General features: G+C 41.3%; 17 protein-coding genes and 1 other annotated feature. Of the genes, 1 reads left to right on the top strand and 16 read right to left on the bottom strand.

Going from position 1 to position 18192, the window contains the following annotated elements:
• Nucleotides 1-3: 3 nt before the first annotated feature.
• The 15 genes from arnD to AAC855_RS06420 form a co-directional block, all read right to left on the bottom strand.
• Nucleotides 4-897: a 4-deoxy-4-formamido-L-arabinose-phosphoundecaprenol deformylase gene (arnD, locus tag AAC855_RS06485; protein ID WP_340608939.1), complete on the bottom strand. Its 894-nt coding sequence runs from the start codon at nucleotides 895-897 to the stop codon at nucleotides 4-6.
• Entirely contained in the window at nucleotides 897-2900 is a 2004-nt protein-coding gene (gene arnA / locus AAC855_RS06480; RefSeq protein ID WP_340608799.1) for a bifunctional UDP-4-amino-4-deoxy-L-arabinose formyltransferase/UDP-glucuronic acid oxidase ArnA, read from the bottom strand. The genes arnD and arnA overlap by 1 nt, the downstream gene beginning before the upstream one ends.
• Nucleotides 2897-3877, bottom strand: a complete 981-nt coding sequence (arnC, locus tag AAC855_RS06475) for an undecaprenyl-phosphate 4-deoxy-4-formamido-L-arabinose transferase (protein WP_340608798.1) — start codon at nucleotides 3875-3877, stop codon at nucleotides 2897-2899. The genes arnA and arnC overlap by 4 nt, the downstream gene beginning before the upstream one ends.
• Before the next feature lie 5 nt (nucleotides 3878-3882).
• On the bottom strand, nucleotides 3883-5022 hold the full coding sequence (gene arnB, locus AAC855_RS06470) for a UDP-4-amino-4-deoxy-L-arabinose aminotransferase (protein ID WP_340608797.1): 1140 nt from the start codon (nucleotides 5020-5022) through the stop codon (nucleotides 3883-3885).
• Between the two features lie 154 nt (nucleotides 5023-5176).
• Nucleotides 5177-5944 (bottom strand): vitamin B12 ABC transporter ATP-binding protein BtuD, encoded by a 768-nt coding sequence (gene btuD, locus AAC855_RS06465; RefSeq protein ID WP_340608796.1) that lies wholly within the window; start codon nucleotides 5942-5944, stop codon nucleotides 5177-5179.
• A 54-nt stretch (nucleotides 5945-5998) separates the two neighbouring features.
• Nucleotides 5999-7018: a vitamin B12 ABC transporter permease BtuC gene (btuC, locus tag AAC855_RS06460; RefSeq protein ID WP_340608795.1), complete on the bottom strand. Its 1020-nt coding sequence runs from the start codon at nucleotides 7016-7018 to the stop codon at nucleotides 5999-6001.
• 65 nt (nucleotides 7019-7083) lie between these two features.
• On the bottom strand, nucleotides 7084-7380 hold the full coding sequence (gene ihfA, locus AAC855_RS06455) for an integration host factor subunit alpha (protein ID WP_099121581.1): 297 nt from the start codon (nucleotides 7378-7380) through the stop codon (nucleotides 7084-7086).
• A gap of 4 nt (nucleotides 7381-7384) precedes the next feature.
• Nucleotides 7385-9772 (bottom strand): phenylalanine--tRNA ligase subunit beta, encoded by a 2388-nt coding sequence (gene pheT / locus AAC855_RS06450; RefSeq protein ID WP_340608794.1) that lies wholly within the window; start codon nucleotides 9770-9772, stop codon nucleotides 7385-7387.
• A 14-nt stretch (nucleotides 9773-9786) separates the two neighbouring features.
• Nucleotides 9787-10770: a phenylalanine--tRNA ligase subunit alpha gene (pheS, locus tag AAC855_RS06445; RefSeq protein ID WP_340608793.1), complete on the bottom strand. Its 984-nt coding sequence runs from the start codon at nucleotides 10768-10770 to the stop codon at nucleotides 9787-9789.
• Between the two features lie 85 nt (nucleotides 10771-10855).
• Nucleotides 10856-10980, bottom strand: a sequence feature (Phe leader region).
• Nucleotides 10930-10974: a pheST operon leader peptide PheM gene (gene pheM, locus AAC855_RS21595; protein ID WP_198688755.1), complete on the bottom strand. Its 45-nt coding sequence runs from the start codon at nucleotides 10972-10974 to the stop codon at nucleotides 10930-10932. It overlaps the preceding feature by 45 nt.
• 112 nt (nucleotides 10981-11092) lie before the next feature.
• Entirely contained in the window at nucleotides 11093-11449 is a 357-nt protein-coding gene (gene rplT / locus AAC855_RS06440) for a 50S ribosomal protein L20 (RefSeq protein WP_010847342.1), read from the bottom strand.
• A gap of 46 nt (nucleotides 11450-11495) precedes the next feature.
• On the bottom strand, nucleotides 11496-11693 hold the full coding sequence (gene rpmI, locus AAC855_RS06435) for a 50S ribosomal protein L35 (RefSeq protein ID WP_006118955.1): 198 nt from the start codon (nucleotides 11691-11693) through the stop codon (nucleotides 11496-11498).
• A 93-nt stretch (nucleotides 11694-11786) separates the two neighbouring features.
• Nucleotides 11787-12326: a translation initiation factor IF-3 gene (gene infC, locus AAC855_RS06430; protein WP_099108187.1), complete on the bottom strand. Its 540-nt coding sequence runs from the start codon at nucleotides 12324-12326 to the stop codon at nucleotides 11787-11789.
• A gap of 3 nt (nucleotides 12327-12329) precedes the next feature.
• A complete protein-coding gene (gene thrS / locus AAC855_RS06425) occupies nucleotides 12330-14258 on the bottom strand; it encodes a threonine--tRNA ligase (protein ID WP_340608792.1) in 1929 nt (642 codons plus the stop codon).
• 320 nt (nucleotides 14259-14578) lie between these two features.
• Nucleotides 14579-15217: a hypothetical protein gene (locus AAC855_RS06420; protein ID WP_340608791.1), complete on the bottom strand. Its 639-nt coding sequence runs from the start codon at nucleotides 15215-15217 to the stop codon at nucleotides 14579-14581.
• An 883-nt stretch (nucleotides 15218-16100) separates the two neighbouring features.
• Here AAC855_RS06420 and AAC855_RS06415 point away from each other — a divergent pair.
• Complete coding sequence (locus tag AAC855_RS06415) at nucleotides 16101-17144, top strand: anthrax toxin-like adenylyl cyclase domain-containing protein (protein ID WP_340608790.1); 1044 nt, start codon at nucleotides 16101-16103, stop codon at nucleotides 17142-17144.
• Between the two features lie 88 nt (nucleotides 17145-17232).
• Here AAC855_RS06415 and AAC855_RS06410 read toward each other — a convergent pair whose 3' ends face one another.
• Nucleotides 17233-17781, bottom strand: a complete 549-nt coding sequence (locus AAC855_RS06410) for a transglycosylase SLT domain-containing protein (protein ID WP_340608789.1) — start codon at nucleotides 17779-17781, stop codon at nucleotides 17233-17235.
• Between the last annotated feature and the right edge of the window lie 411 nt (nucleotides 17782-18192).

Here is an 18192-nt window from a genome sequence, read left to right as displayed (position 1 = left end):
TTTTTATACCTCTTGTTGACAACCTAACCAGCCTTCACGACCAGGAAAATCGGAACGAACAATTCTCCCAATTGGTAATGTTTCCGGGTTTTCAGGTAGTAGATGACTTAATTGACAAAACTGAATATCTTGCTGGTGAAGCATGTCCAATAGTGCTTCAAACTGTGATGATTTAGACATTCCTTCAACTTCTGCATGAATGGTGTAAACAGGAACACCGTGGGCATTTTGAATAGCATCCAGAATAAAATGATTAAAATGACTATCACTGACCTGTGTGCCGATAACTTCATCATAAGTTGGCAGGGTCACCGGGATTTGAACGGTTCCTAAACTCCCATCAGGCAAAAGTGGCCTGAATGGATGTATGCCACGGCAATCACTGTTGTAATCAAAACCAAATTGCTGTTTAGCCACCAGCACCCGCTCATCTGCGCGCCAACCAGCAACAGCCGAGCATGTGACAGCCTGCCCTGTCTCCTTTTCTAATGCATCAACACCAAGCTGTATCTGTTCTGCTAATTCTGATTCTGACCAACGACCGGCTTTTGCCTGCCAGCTTTGATGATCCCAGGCATGCAGACCCACTTCATGACCTTCTTCTATCGTCTGTTTCATCAAATGACCTAAATCTTTTGCAATTTTCTTTCCCGGCCAAGCAGTACCCGCTAACAGAATATCCGGACCATACAGAGAAACAGCATTTGATCTCAACATCTTCCACAAAAATTTAGGTTTCAGCAAACGCCACAAGTGACGCCCCATATTATCCGGGCCAACACTGAAAAAAAAACTGGCCTGAATATAATGGCGCTGTAAAATTTTAAGTAAACGCGGTACACCTTCCTTGGTGCCCTGATAAGTGTCTACGTCAATTCTTAAGCCCACTTTTTGCATCATATTGACCCTGTATGTTGCTTTTTCCTTTTCAGTTCCTGCACGGCATCACGCAAGAAGAAATCCAGTGTCTCATCGATTGTCTGTTCCATACCGATAGTGGGTTTCCACCCCAAAAGGCGTTCCGCATTTTTAATACTGGGCTTACGATGCTCAACATCTTGATAGCCCTGACCGTAATAGCTACTGCTTTCAATCTTCTTAAATCCGGCAAAAGGAGGAAAATTCCCGCGTAATTCATGCTTTTCAAAACTATTCAGCAATATTTCAGCTAATTGACGGATACTGGCTTCATTCGTCGGGTTACCGATATTAATAATCCGCCCATCGCATAAGCCATTTTTGTTTTCAATAATTCTGAACAGTGCTTCAATCCCATCATGAATATCAGTAAAACAGCGTTTTTGTTCTCCACCATCAACTAATTTTATCGGGGAGCCTTCGACCAGATTTAAGATTAACTGAGTAATTGCTCTGGAACTGCCGATACGTGCTGAATTTAGATTATCCAACCGTGGCCCCATCCAGTTAAATGGGCGGAACAAGGTAAATTTCAACCCTTCTTTTTCACCGTATGCCCAGATAACACGATCAAGCAACTGTTTGGATACAGAATAGATCCAGCGCTGTTTATTAATTGGCCCCACGATAAGGCGCGACGTATCTTCATCGAATTCCTTATCATCACACATGCCATAAACTTCGGAAGTGGACGGGAAAATAATCCGCTTGTTATATTTCACACAATAACGAACAATTTTCAGGTTTTCTTCAAAATCTAACTCAAAAACACGCAGTGGATTACGGGTATATTCGATAGGCGTCGCGATAGCAACCAACGGCAGAATGACATCACATTTTTTGATGTGATATTCGATCCACTCAGTGTGAATACTGACATCACCTTCAATAAAGTGAAAATGAGGGTTACCAATAAAGCGCTCGATCGCAGAAGAGCCAATATCCATACCATAAATATCATAATTACCATCATTCAGCAGACGTTCTGTCAAATGATTACCGATAAATCCATTCACGCCCAAAATCAAAACTCGCTTACGGCGGGGGATCTGTGCGGTGGCTTTCTGCCCAACCTGAACACCTGTAACTATGCCCATCTCCTGAGCAAGCCGGCTACCCTGAACGTAGATACCTGATTCGCTCTGCCCACTAACAACTTCCAGAGCACCTGTTCCACACGCAATAACCAGCGGATCGGTAGAAAGCACTGTTCCGGCCTGTTTATTGTGTGTGGTATTTAATGGAGCTGAGCGCCAAATTGTGATTTTTCGCTCACCGAGAAAAGTAAATGCGCCGGGATAAGGTTCTGTCACTGCGCGAACAAGGTTATTGATCTCTTCAGCCGATTTATGCCAGAAAATTTCACCATCATCAGCGGTTCTGCGGCCAAAATAAGTGGCCTGACTTTCATCCTGTGGGATTGAAAGGTAATTATCTGCTTTAAAGCGAGGGAGAATATCATTCAGTAATTCCGTTGCTGCTTCACGGATTTTCCCATGCACGATTAATGAAGTATCCGTCTTTTCAATCTGTACTGCCTGTTGTGCAACAACATCTCCGGCATCGGCCTTCGCTGACATTTTGTGTAATGTCACACCGGTTTCTGTCTCACCATTTAAGATCGCCCAGTTAACCGGAGCACGCCCACGATATTTTGGTAACAAAGAGCCATGCAGATTAAACGCGCCTTTCTTTGCCAAAGATAAAATATCCTGACTGAGCATATCGCGATAATAAAATGAAAAGATAATATCCGGCTGCATTTCACGAATATGTTCAACCCAGAGTGGGTGATTCACATTTTCCGGCGCAAATACGGATAAACCTAAATCCGCACCTGCACGAGCCACAGAAGAGAAGAAATTATTTTCATTTGGATCATCAACATGTGTAAAAATAGCCCGGATATCGAAACCTGCTTTCACTAATGCATTAAGTCCGGCACAACCAATATCATGGTAGGCAAAAATCACTGCTTTCATTCTTTTTCTTCCTGATTATCGTAGGTCTTGTTATCTCCGACCACTTTTTGAATAAAGTAACGTGGGCGGGCACGAACATCGTTATATATGCGACCGATATATTCTCCGAGTAACCCCATTGCGACGAATTGTGCGCCAATAAACATGAAAAGAATGGCAAATAGGGTAAAGACGCCTTCCGCGGCCCATATAGCACCAAAAATCAGGCGCAAAGCAATCAGCAATACCGCCAGCAGAAAACCCGTCACAGCAATAATACTTCCCACCACACTCAATAACCGTAACGGCGCTGTCGTCAGGCAGGTCAGCAGGTCATACATCAGATTTATCAACTTCATAAAACTGTATTTGGAATCACCGAATTCGCGTTCTGCATGGGTTACATCAATTTCAGTCGTTCGGCGAGCAAATGTATTGGCGAGAATAGGAATAAATGTACTGCGTTCATGGCATTGCAACATCGCTCGCACAATATGGCGACGATATGCACGCAACATACAGCCGTAGTCGCCCATAGAGCGGCCCGTCACTTTCGTTATCATTGCGTTGATCATTTTAGAGGCCGTTTTACGGAACCATGAATCCTGCCGATTGGCACGGCGTGTGCCGACAACATCATATCCCTCTTCAGCAACCTTCACTAAACGGGGGATCTCTTCTGGTGGGTTCTGTAAATCTGCATCGAGTGTGATAACCAGATCACCGCTTGCCTGATGGAATCCCGCCATAATTGCAGAATGTTGCCCATAATTACGGTTCAGCAAAATTGCAATGACATAACTTTCGGGATCTTCAGCCGCCCGGGTTAAAATCTCCGCAGAACTGTCACGGCTGCCATCATCCACCAGAATTAATTCATATTCCTGATCGAGTTGCTGGCAGGCAGAAATAGTTCTTTTTAATAACTGAGGCAAACTTTCTTCTTCGTTATAAACAGGAATAACTACCGAAACTTTTTTAATTTCTTCAAATCCCACTGTTTTTACTCCGCAATAATTTCCAATACCGCATTAACAACCCGATCCACATCGTCGTTACTCATATCTGGAAAAAGGGGTAACGAACAAAGTGTCGCTGAATTCCATTCAGATTCAGGCAGAGACAGAGTTGGATAGCGTTCCCGATAATATTTTTGTGTATGTGCCGCTCTGAAATGTAACCCTGAACCAATATTGCGTTCTTTCAAACGAATCATGAAAGTGTCACGGTCAATACCGCAAACTTTTTGATCAACACGAACCATAAATAAGTGATGAGAATGCTGGTGTTCATATTCAGGAACACTCAGCATTTTTAGAGGAGAATCACGAAGAGCAGCAGTATAACGGGCTACCAGCTCCCGACGGCGGGCATTCATGGCTGCCAGTTTCCCTAGCTGAACAACTGCTATTGCCGCATGAATATCTGACAGGTTGTATTTGAAACCCGGCTCAATAACCTCAGCCTGTGGCTTACGGCCCTGCACCTGCCGATCAAATGCATCAACAGCCAGACCGTGGAATTTCAGGCTGCGGATCTTTTGTGCCAGTTCATCATTATCTGTAACAAACATGCCACCTTCAGCACATGTCATGTTTTTGATAGCGTGGAAAGAAAAAATTGCGGTTCCTCGCTCACCTACCCATTCATTTTTATAACGGGTTCCCACTGCATGAGCCGCATCTTCAATTAAAGGAATGCCCGCCTCTTCCGCAACCATGCGTAAAGCATCAAGATCACAGGGAGCACCAGCATAGTGGACTGGAATAATCGCTTTAGTTTTCGGAGTAATCGCCTGTCTGACCGTTTCCGCACTAACCATCAATGTATCACGATCAACATCGACCATGACCGGTTCAGCGCCTGACAGGCAAATCATATTAATGGTGGAAACCCAGGTTTGGGAAGGTGTGATAACTTCATCGCCGGGGCCTATTTTCAATGCCAATAATGCCAAATGCATTCCAGCTGTAGCCGAATACAGAGCAATAGCATGTCTGCAACCAAACATGTGGGAAAAATCCTGTTCTAGTTGCTGGTTTTGTGGCCCCGTAGTAATCCAACCTGAACGTAAAACCTGTTCTACTGCCTCAACCTCTTCACGCCCGATCGATGGACGAGAGAATGGTAAAAAATTGTTCATAATCGCCTTGCGTAGCCTGACTCATTTTATAATTGGAAGACATTCTGACGAACACTTCATAGACAAAATAACAACAAGCAAACAAACTGAGGGCAATCAACAGAAAAAGAGAGAAAAAAAACAATCAACCAAGGTGACTTTCTACCTTTGAAGATTAGAGATGATCTACCCTCCATAACTTATAGTCAGTATTTTGGATATGTCTAATATTTACTTCAAAAATTTCGGATAAATTTCTTTCATTCATCACATTATGTGGTCTACCAGACATTATCAACTCACCGCGAGCGAGCAACCATACATTGTCGGCCTGTTCATAAGTGTGATTAAGATCATGGCTACTCAATAAAACCGTCCCTCCTGATACACAAAATTGGTTAATTAATTTATCTAAAATAGCTTGCTGTGTGATATCAAGATTATTAGTCGGCTCATCAAGCAGCAGCAATTTCCCCGCCGGATTAAGTTCAGGCCATACTTGCAAAAAAGCGCCTGCTAATCTCACCCGCTGCCACTCACCTCCCGATAATTGTCCAATTGTTGAAGCCAGTAACGCAGTCAGTTTTAGTTGATGACAAATTTCATGTAATACCTTTTCGCCTTCAGACAGAGAAGCTGACTCAGGGCGATGCATATCCAGATATTGAAAAACAGGCATAGCGGGAGCTGAAACCGACTGAGAGAACCATGCCCGACACTGCGCCAGTTCCCTTTGTCGATAATCAATTAATTTTTTGCCGTTAAGGTGAATCGTGCCATCGTGAGGTAAAACCCCGGCAACAGCGGCAAGCAAAGTACTTTTTCCAGAGCCATTCAGCCCTACCAAGTGAACCTTCTCTCCGGCTTTAACGGAGGCAGACAGCGAAGTCAGCCTGTTATTGACAGTAACATTATCCAAAACTAAAAGCGGTAGCCGAACCATACTATTTTCCCTATTCTCGCTTTGTGGTGCTTCCCCATGACTTTTTAAAGCTATTTATATCCGTGGCGCTTTCAGTAACAACCAAATAAACACAGGTGCTCCCAGAGTTGCTGTAACAACTCCTATCGGTATTTCAGCATGAGATAAAGATAAACGAGAGAATAAGTCTGCCAGTAATAAACAGCTTCCTCCAGCTAGTGTGCAGGCAGGTAATAATGTTTTATGATCCGTCAAACCAATCAGCCTTAAAATATGGGGAATGACTAACCCGATAAAACTAATCGCTCCGGCAAGGGCCACGCTCAAACCAACCAATAATCCCACCGCTGATACAAATAAATAACGCCACTTATGATGCGAGATCCCTAATTGCTGCGCCTGTAATTCACCCAGAGAAAGATAATTAAGTGTTTTTCCGGTTCTACTTAACCAAAGGATCAGCGGGCACAATGCAATCACCAGCCATATTTGACGCCAGTCAATGCCACTGAAACTGCCCATCATCCAATACATCAATTGGCGTAAGTCGAGGCTCGTGCTGAAATAAACCATCCATGTCATTACGGCACCAAATACCACGCCGAAAGCAACCCCGATTAACAATAGACGTGCATTGGTCATTTGGTGTCTTTTAGCAAATCCCAGCAAAATTGCCGTCATAAAAAGCGCCCCTAAAACCGCGCCAGCACTTAATAGCCATAATGGAGCAATACCATGAAAAATGAGGATCAAAAAAACAACCACTACCCCCGCCCCATTACTGACACCCAATAATCCGGGTTCAGCCAACGGATTCTCAAATAACGCCTGCATAACTGCACCTGACACTGCCAGACTAGCACCAACAGCAAATACTGCCAGTACCCTAGGTAATCTCAGTTGCCAAATAAACAACCGGGCAGAATCAGACAACCATTGAGTGGGCCAGAACCATATTTCACCGGCAGATAGCGATAAAATAAATAACCCGATAGATAAAATAAACAGGAGAGCTATCACTCGGTAGTCACGTTTTTTCTGGCGAGTGATAAGTTCAGAGACAGAATGAATCGGTAAACGAGGTTTTGATAACATGAGAAGTGAAAATATTCAGGATAAAGAGCAAGAAAAAGACCGCTTAATCGCGGCCTTTTCATATTTTATTCTTTTGGTAACGCCTTTTCTACCCGACTCTTCAACTTTTGCCCAGGGCGAAAGGTGACGACCCGGCGAGCAGTAATAGGTATATCCTCACCAGTTTTCGGATTACGACCTGGACGTTGATTTTTATCTCTCAAATCAAAGTTACCAAATCCAGATAACTTAACCTGCTCCCCATTCTCCAAAGAACGACGCACTTCTTCAAAGAATATTTCCACTAGATCCTTAGCGTCACGTTTGCTAATACCCAGTTTTTCAAACAGATTTTCTGACATTTCAGCTTTAGTAAGCGCCATAAGTTCAGTCCCTCAAGGATGCTTGGAATCGCTGTTCTAATGCAGCAACGCATTTGCTAACGGTCGCAGCGATCTCTTCTTCTTCCAGTGTACGCGAGGTATCCTGCAAGATTAAGCTAATAGCAAGGCTTTTATAGCCTTCCGCGACACCTTTACCACAATACACGTCAAATAAGTTTATGCCAACTATATGATTTACGCCAACTTTCTTACATTCAACCAGAATATCTTCTGCTGCTACATTCTCAGGCACAACTATCGCGATATCACGGCGATTGGATGGGAAGCGAGAAACTTCCTTCATTTCAGGAATTATGCGGTCCGCAAGTTTGTCCCACAACAATTCGAATACCACGGTGCGGCCATTCAAGTCAAGTTTGCGTTCCAACTCTGGATGAACGACCCCGATATAACCAATGTATTTATTTCCCAGATAAATTCCGGCACTTTGTCCGGGATGCAAAGCAGAATGTTCTTCTGCTTTAAAGGAAATCTCGGATAGTTTACCCGTTAATTCTAAAACGGATTCTAAATCACCTTTCAAATCGAAGAAGTCAACTGTTTGTTTTTCAATCGACCAATGCTCATCGAAACGATTTCCGGCGATTACACCACCAAGCATTAATTCCTGACGAATACCATATTCTGCGCTTTCATCAGGAACAAAACGTAGACCTGATTCAAATAATCGCACTCGCTGCTGCTGACGGTTCTGATTATAAGCAACTGTCGTCAGCAATCCGGTCAACAAAGACAAGCGCATTGCTGACATATCAGCCGAAATCGGATTTGGCAGGATTAATGCTTCCTGTTGCGGGTGTAATTGCTGCTGGAGCTTCGGATCAACAAAGCTATAGGTAATAGCTTCCTGATAACCTTTGTCCACCAGCATTGTTTTAACGCGCTTAAGAGATAAATCCGCTTCACGGTGTGAAGTCATGACCAAATCAGCGCGTACAGGTACATCCGGAATATTGTTATAGCCATAAATGCGGGCAACTTCTTCAACCAGATCTTCTTCAATCTGCATGTCGAAACGCCAGCTCGGAGCTACTGCTTCCCAGTTACCATCCTGAACAGTTACCTGACAGCCCAGGCGGCTCAGGATGTCCGTTACTTGCTCATCAACAATATGATGACCAATCAAACGATCCAATTTATTACGAGTCAGTGTGATAGTTGCTGGTTTTGGTAAATGAGATTCACTTGTAACATCAATAATCTCACCAGCTTCCCCACCACAGATAGCAACTAATAACTGTGTTGCGTATTCCATTGCTTTGAATTGCAACTGCGGATCAACGCCACGCTCGAAACGATGAGAAGCATCTGTATGCAAACCATAACGACGGGCACGACCGGTAATTGCCAATGGTGCAAAGAAAGCGCACTCCAGCAGAATATGCTGTGTTTTTGTACTAACACCAGAATATTCGCCACCAAAAACTCCTGCCATTGCAAGTGGTTGCTTTTCATCAGCAATCACAAGAGTATCAGCAGAAAGTTCCACTTCATTACCATCCAACAGGGTTAATTTTTCACCCTGTTCTGCCAGACGGACAATAATAGAACTGTCTAAACGTTCTAAATCGAATGCGTGTAATGGCTGGCCCAGCTCAAGCAACACGTAATTGGTGACATCAACAACAGGATCGATAGAACGAACACCACCACGACGCAGTTTTTCACGCATCCACAGTGGTGTTTCTACTTCGACATTAACGTTATTGATAACACGGCCTAAGTAACGCGGACAGGCTTCTGGTGCATCAACACGGATAACGAATGATGCATCTGTCGTGGCTTTAACAGGCTCAATGACCGGCTCATTCATGGACAATTTATTGATAACCGCAACATCGCGGGCAACACCCTGAATGCTCAGGCAATCTGCGCGGTTAGGCGTAATGCTGATTTCAATCGCACTATCATCCAATTTCATGTAGTCGCGCAAATCGGCACCAATTGGCGCATCAGCCGGCAATTCAATAATGCCATCGTGATCATTGCTAATTCCTAGCTCAGAAAGCGAGCAAAGCATACCTTCTGACGGCTCACCGCGCAATTTGGCCGCTTTAATTTTAAAATCACCCGGTAATACTGCACCAACGGTAGCAACTGCTACACGCAGCCCCTGACGGCAATTTGGTGCACCACAGACGATATTAAGGAGGCTATCACCACCAACATTAACTTTTGTGACACGCAATTTGTCTGCGTTCGGGTGTTGAGCACACTCAACAACTTCACCGACGAAAACACCATTGAACTGATCCGCTACTTTTTCAACGCCATCAACTTCCAAGCCAGCCATGGTGATTTGATCAGACAATTCTTCGCTACTAATGGCAGGATTCGCCCATTCGCGTAACCAGAGTTCACTGAATTTCATGAAATATTCCCGCCTTATTTAAACTGTTTGAGGAAACGCAAATCATTTTCGAAGAAAGCACGTAGATCGGTGACGCCATAACGCAGCATCGTCAAGCGTTCCATTCCCATACCAAAGGCAAAACCAGAATAAACTTCAGGATCAATGCCAACATTACGCAATACGTTCGGATGAACCATGCCACAGCCTAATACTTCCAGCCATTTACCATTTTTGCCCATTACATCAACTTCTGCGGATGGTTCAGTAAACGGAAAATAGGATGGACGGAAACGAACCTGCATATCTTCTTCAAAGAAGTTATTCAAAAAGTCATGCAGTGTGCCCTTCAGATTGGTGAAGCTGATATTCTTATCAACAATCAACCCTTCTATCTGATGGAACATTGGGGTATGTGTCTGATCATAATCATTCCGGTATACCCGACCCGGCGCAATAATTCGGATAGGTGGTTGACGCTCTTTCATTGTGCGGATCTGAACACCTGACGTTTGCGTGCGCAGCAAACGTTTTGCATCAAACCAAAATGTGTCGTGATCAGCACGAGCCGGATGATGTGCTGGAATATTCAGCGCATCAAAGTTATGGTAGTCATCTTCAATTTCCGGGCCAGCTTCAACGGAAAAACCTAACTCACCAAAGAAAGTTTCAATTCGTTCAATCGTACGAGTGACTGGATGTAATCCGCCATTTTCCATACGACGGCCAGGCAATGAAACATCAATTTTTTCTGCTGCCAGACGGGCATTCAGAACATCTGCTTCCAATTTGGCTTTACGTGCATTCAAAGCTTCCTGGACTTCTTGTTTTGCCTGGTTAATAACAGCCCCTGCCGCTGGACGCTCCTCGGCAGACAAGTCACGCAGCGATGACATCTGGAGAGTTAAATGGCCTTTTTTTCCCAGGTATTCAACTCGCACCAAATCCAACGCGGCAACATCCTGGGCTTCTTCTACGGCTGCTTTTGCGTTTGCAACCAGCTCAGTAAGATGTGACATCGTTTTCCTCTTCCTTCGGCCAGATGGCCTTTTAGTTGTTATCGACTATGCCCTCAAAATTTATGTCTCTTGATGAGGTCATAAAAATAAAAAAGCCTCCAGACCGGAGGCTCAAGCGCTGTTTTTCGTTTCTTTTCTTACGCGCAAAGCCCCCTTATTTCAGGCGCTAAAGTAAAAAAAGAAACGAAAAAAGGCTAACTTCATCATTTTTATTCTCTCTCCTGTACTCTTTTCAACCCGGCTACTTATGTAGCTGGCTAATAGTAAGCATATTTTGAAAAAAAGTAAAAGAGGGAGCAAAGGCTCCCTCTTTTAACCTGACTTATGCCAGAGCGCCCTTCGCTTTTTCAACCAGAGCAGCAAATGCTACTTTGTCGAATACAGCGATATCAGCCAGAATCTTACGGTCGATTTCAATCGAAGCCTTTTTCAGGCCGTTGATGAAACGGCTGTAAGACATACCGTTCTGACGTGCAGCAGCGTTGATACGAGCAATCCACAATTGACGGAATTGACGTTTACGCTGACGGCGGTCACGGTAAGCGTACTGACCAGCTTTGATAACTGCCTGGAAAGCAACACGATAAACGCGCGAACGGGCACCGTAGTAACCTTTCGCTTGTTTCAAAATTTTCTTGTGACGTGCACGGGCAATAACACCACGTTTTACGCGAGCCATATACTTCTCCTATCGTCTCTGAGTTCTAATCTAAAAAAATGCTTGCTTATGCGTATGGCAGACAAGCAACAACCAGGCCCAGATCACCTTTGGAGACCATGCCTTTTGGACGTAAATGACGCTTACGCTTAGTTGATTTTTTAGTCAGAATGTGACGAAGGTTAGCGTGCTTACGCTTGAAACCACCACTGGCAGTTTTCTTGAAGCGTTTAGCTGCGCCGCGTACTGTTTTAATCTTTGGCATTTTAATATCCACTTCGCATTGTTAATTACAACGAATTAGTAAGGCGAACAGACCCCTTCCAAACTGGTTGGAGCCTGCTACTTGCATGCCTGACTATTTCTTCTTAGGAGCGAGCACCATGATCATCTGGCGGCCTTCGATCTTCGATGGGAAGGATTCGACTACTGCCAGTTCACTCAAATCTTCACGAATGCGGTTAAGCATTTCGATACCAATCTGTTGATGCGCCATTTCACGTCCACGGAAACGCAGGGTGATTTTGGCTTTATCGCCATCTTCCAGAAAACGAATCAGGTTGCGTAGTTTGACCTGATAGTCGCCTTCATCTGTACCAGGACGGAATTTAATTTCCTTGACCTGAATAACCTTTTGTTTCTTTTTCTGTTCTTTGATTGACTTACTCTTCTCATAGAGGAACTTGCCGTAATCCATGATACGACAAACCGGCGGTTCGGCATTTGGGCTGATTTCCACCAAATCAACACCAGCTTCCTCAGCTTTTTCAAGAGCTTCTCTCAGATTGACAATACCAATCTGCTCGCCATCTAACCCAGTTAAACGAACTTCAGAGGCGCGAATCTCTTCATTAATGCGATTTGGGCGCGCCGGTTGAATTCTTTTTCCGCCTTTAATACCTTATTCCTCCAATTGACGAAGATTGCGACTGCGTATTTCTGCCAGCAACTTCTCTGAGAACTCGCTGACATCTATGCTACCTAAATCCTTACCTCGGCGGGTACGAACGGAAACTTTTCCTGACTCGACCTCTTTATCACCACAGACAAGCATGTAAGGTACACGACGCAGAGTGTGTTCGCGAATTTTAAAGCCAATCTTCTCGTTTCTCAAGTCTGCTTTTGCACGAATGCCTACATCTTGAAGTTTTTTAACCAATTCCTGTACATAATCTGACTGACCATCGGTAATATTCATGACAACCACCTGTTGAGGTGCTAGCCATGTCGGGAAAAACCCGGCATATTCTTCTGTCAGGATACCAATGAAGCGTTCAAGGGAACCCAGAACAGCCCGGTGGATCATTACAGGAACCTTACGTTCGTTATTTTCACCGACATACGACGCACTCAAACGCGCCGGCAATGAAAAATCGAGCTGCACAGTACCACATTGCCACGCTCGATCCAAACAATCATACAAAGTAAATTCAATTTTAGGTCCATAAAATGCACCTTCACCCGGCTGGTATTCAAATTCAATACCATTTGTTTTCAAGGCCTCAGCGAGATCGGCTTCTGCTTCATCCCACTGTTTTTCAGTACCAATTCTTTTTTCCGGGCGAGTCGATAGTTTAACAACTATCTTCTCAAAACCAAATGTACCATATACATCATAAATCATTTTAATGCAGCTACTGACTTCCTGAAGAATTTGATCTTCAGTACAGAAAATATGCGCATCATCCTGAGTGAAGCCACGGACTCGCATCAAGCCATGCAGAGCACCTGAAGGCTCATTACGGTGACAACTGCCAAATTCAGCCATACGCAGCGGCAAATCACGGTAGGATTTTAGCCCCTGATTAAAAATCTGAACGTGCCCCGGGCAATTCATCGGTTTTACGCAGTATTCGCGGTTTTCCGATGAGGTGGTGAACATATTTTCTTTATAGTTTTCCCAGTGACCCGTTTTTTCCCACAGGATGCGGTCCATCATAAATGGGCCTTTTACTTCCTGATATTGGTACTCTTTTAACTTGACACGAACAAACGTTTCTAGTTCACGGAAAATTGTCCAGCCATCATTGTGCCAGAAAGCCATACCCGGCGCTTCTTCCTGCATGTGATATAGATCAAGCTGCTTACCAATTTTACGATGGTCACGCTTTGCCGCTTCTTCCAGACGCAATAAATAAGCACTCAACTGCTTTTTATCTGCCCATGCAGTACCATAAATACGCTGCAACATTTTGTTGTCACTGTTGCCACGCCAGTATGCGCCGGCAACTTTCTGCAATTTGAAATAATGGCAGAAACGCATATTAGGTACATGTGGGCCACGGCACATATCTACGTATTCTTCGTGATGATACAAACCCGGCTGATCATCACGGCTGATATTCTCATCCAGAATCTGGATTTTATACTCTTCACCACGAGCTGCAAAAGCATCACGAGCTTCCTGCCAGGTTACCCTTTTCTTGATAACATCATAATCTTTCTTGGCAAGCTCCATCATGCGTTTTTCAAGCAGCTCAATATCTTCCTGCGTCAAAGAGCGTTCCAAATCGATATCGTAATAAAAGCCGTTATCAATCACCGGGCCAATTGCCATTTTGGTGTCAGGCCACAGTTGTTTGATTGCATGACCCAGCAAATGCGCACATGAATGGCGGATAATTTCCAGACCTTCTTCATTTTTACTGGTAATAATGGCCAGTGTGGAATCTGTTTCGATTAATTCACATGCATCTACCAATTCACCATTAACACGACCAGCGATACATGCTTTTGCTAAACCAGCTCCGATATCGCGAGCAACGTCCATTACAGAAACGGCGTGCTCAAATTGACGTTGACTACCGTCAGGAAGAGTAATTACAGGCATTTAAAATCCTTATCTACAGTGGTGACCCACACGAAAGATCACTTGTATGAAATATTTACCTCAAGAATTCAATACGTTAATTGCGGGCACTTGCTGCACCATGCAAGTTATGTACACAGTTAAGTACACAAAATGACAAACGACTCATGTACACCGCTTTAACTCGACGGAGGATGTTATCACCCATATCATTCAGCAACAAATAAAAAGAACAACATAGGTATTATTATTCAATGCACATAAATTCTTTCCGCCAAAAAAACGGCAGTTTTCCTGTAATTTCTCAGTTCTCAAGATTTCCTGACTTCAGGTATTGAACACTAATCACTCAATTTATGTTTTGACAATTCAGCATTTATTTTTTTTATTCGTCCCGGTGATACGCTTAACGTTAAAAAACAGATCCCCAGCAATTCTAAAATAATCATCAGAAATATCATGGCTACCGTATTCAGGCTACTGATATCCTGACCATCCACATATAATATTTTAAATACAATAAAAAGCATCAAAACAAAAATAACGATAGACATTAATTTCTCAATCCAATAATTGAAAACATAAGAAGCATCAATTTTTATCTTTGCAAAATCCGCATTCACCATGACATATCTTTTTAATCTTTTAATATCGAATATATAGCCAGCTTCAATGCCTAAACTCGTTAATTTTATGACTAAGTGTCTAAGATCCTTTGATTTAATCTTAGTCACTTTAAACATAATTTCAGAAGTAATAATATCTTTAATATAGGTTTTATCTTCCTGACTCAGATACTCATCATATTTCTCAAGATATTCAATATTGTTTGTAAGCCTCCTATTCCTAAAAAAATTCAGGCTGCTATAGAAATTTTTCAGCATTACCCAGATACCTCCGAGGAATGCTGTCAAAGCAGACAATATTGATGCTATAGCAGAGTCATTTTTTATTACCCAATTCAGCAAGTCATCGAACATACATTCACCGTCATTGTTTGCATAGATAACTATAGTATGAATGCCATATTCAAATTTTCCTGTTTTATGTTGTTCTTGGCAACACTCACTCTGACTATACGAATTCAACCTCAAGATTCGTGTTATATCTCCCCGCAATGCAGAGCGCGTGCATAATTTTATTGATTTTCGAACATAAAATATAAAGATTGCTCTTTAACTCTTTTATTAACTATAAAAATCTAAAGAATTGTGATTCTGGTTAATTATCACTCTATATAAATCCATTGGAATTAAATATTCTAAAATTTAATCCTTTAAAAATCAGAGAAAATAGTGTGCTCTCACCCTGCCCTACAACACGGGGGAGATATAAGAACTCGCCTCATATTACCTGTTGTAACTTGAATTTTATCGAGTATATCTAAAGTCAGGAATATCTATCCCATATAAAAGAATCATTGGCATAGCTAATAGTTTAAAAGTAGCCATTTTGATGTGTTTTCATTACGACTTATCGTCGCCACTTCCCTACTATACTCATAAGAAAAATCATACTTATAGATTTTTAAACCATGAGTTAAATAAATATTAAATTTTATATTCAAGTTTAATTTTACAGCTATAATCAGTAATCAATTACGTATTTAATCACTTAATTATATTAATCTTTTTAATAGATTGAGATATTATAAAAATTAATAAAAATAATTTTTATAATTAGAAATCACTCTACCAACATAATCATTGACAAAAATAAAATTCTCCTGTAAATGAATATGACTATATATTTTTATTTAGCAAAAAATTAAATCATAACTGTCTCATAGAGAGGCATAAAATTGGATCTTGATTATTTTAAAAAATCAAAAAAATGGAGATTATAATTCTTATGAAGAATATAATGACTCAACAAGACGATGACGATAAGATTAAAATAAAGAATAGGATGTATGCCTTAATTCGTCGTTTAAAAGTATCAATAGGGGGCATTCTGCCTCAACATCTTGTGGCAATACAAAAGTATGCAAGAAAAAATAGTTGTATTATTGGATTTCGGCCTGTTGAAACTACGGCTAAAGGATTAATCAGAGAAGGGCATCCAACAAAATCACTTACAATTAAAGGAAAAAGTTCATCATGGGGTATGCAAGCAGGAAGTATATGTATAAACCAATCTTATAGTAAACTCGAAAACTCACCTCCAGACATTATCAAAAAACACAATAATGAAATACAAAAAACTCTTGAAGGCCATAACGCTACACAAAAGCCCTTAGTCCTAACTCATGGTCGTATAAACGAATTATTACAAAGAGAAATAATAAAAAAAACAAATATTCCTGATTCCACTCATACATCTCATACATATAGTGCAAAAGGGCCAAGTGGAAAAGACTATTCATATCGAGCAGTTCCTCTTAAGAATAAAAAAGGCCAATTTGAGATTTATTGTGAAAATGAGCAACTCAGGGTATTATCTTCTAAGATCCATAAAAATACAGTCACAAATATACTCACTGCAGACTATGATATTTTCTTAATTGCCTTTAAAGAAGTTAAAAAAGTTAAAAATAATGATGGATCTGATGATAAGCCTAAAAAAGTTGAAGAAGTTAAAAAAGTTAAAAATAATGATGGATCTGATGATAAGCCTAAAAAACACCCCAAGTACGGTATCGTAACTGATAGAGAATTAAAAATAATTAATGGAATTAATGAAAAAATTAAAAAAGAAGGTGTCAAAAAATTAATACACCATGGCCCAGATAACCATAACCCTTACAGTAACCTAGAATCGAATTTTCCAGCAGTATTTGTATTACCAAGAGATTTTGAAAGCATTCCTCCCATCTGTGTAATCCGTAACGCGACAGAACTAGAAAATCTTATTAAAACATGTAAAAAATTCGACTATATATTCCCAGCTAAATATGATGATCTCTAAGATAATAAATACATAAAAACAGCTTATTTACTAAAAGAAGATATGAATTATCTTCCGAATAAATCACTTTTGATACAAAAAAATTAATTTATCTTTCCAAACCACGATAAGCATTCTTCACTTTCCATAAATAACGTGGAGCTTGTGGTGCGGGGTGGTTAGTCTGGACATATTGATAAAACTCATTGGGTGTCATTTGGTTAATTTTATTAATAGCCAGCTTACGATCTGAATCAAATGTCCGCAATAATGCCCCAGCACCATTAACATAGGCGACTATTGTTGCATAGTATAAAGTTTCAGGATTAATAATCCCGCTTAAATGCTGTTTTTTCAAAATACTGATATAAGCAGTACCAAGATCAATGTTCGTTTCAGGATCTTTCAATTCGCGCAGAGTTGGCTGCCCTGATTTACCTTTTAGTCGATAAGCATCTTTACCTGCTGTAGACGCTTTAATCTGCATTAATCCAACCGCATTAGATTTACTGATAACTTCCGGACGAAAATCGGATTCAACCTGAATAATTGCTCTGATCAAAATTTCATCCACTCCATAGCGCCTTGCGGCCTGTGCAATAAAATTATCAAAGGGTGTGGCTCTTCTCCGATTATTCACATTATTCTGTGATCCCATGATAACATCACCATTGAATATTCCTTTCGATATTGATTTATTTCCATTCTTTACTCGTTGAGATTCCTGACTTGTACACCCCGCTAACAATATCATCAGAAAAATATGAACATGAATAAGCTTTAATCTCACGAAAAGTTCTCCTAAACTAAAATTAACCTTATAAAGCATATATAATTTTATGAATAAAATGAAAATATTTTTATATATCTCATCAAAATAAATTGGGTCAGTTATATTCAATAAACTTCAAAACACTAGACAACATGTTGTTTTTTTGTTCGCATAGTGATTTTAGCAACCAAAAAAATTCAAGGTAACCTGCAAAATTGTCAACCATATCGCTGTATCACCTTGACTTTACAAAGATGATATTGATAATCATTATCAATAATCACATGTATAACAAAT

Source organism: Xenorhabdus bharatensis (assembly GCF_037996705.1).
Taxonomy (GTDB): Bacteria; Pseudomonadota; Gammaproteobacteria; order Enterobacterales; family Enterobacteriaceae; genus Xenorhabdus; species Xenorhabdus bharatensis.
The sequence above is the reverse complement of the archived record's forward strand: the minus strand, read 5'-3'. Positions and strand labels throughout refer to the sequence as shown.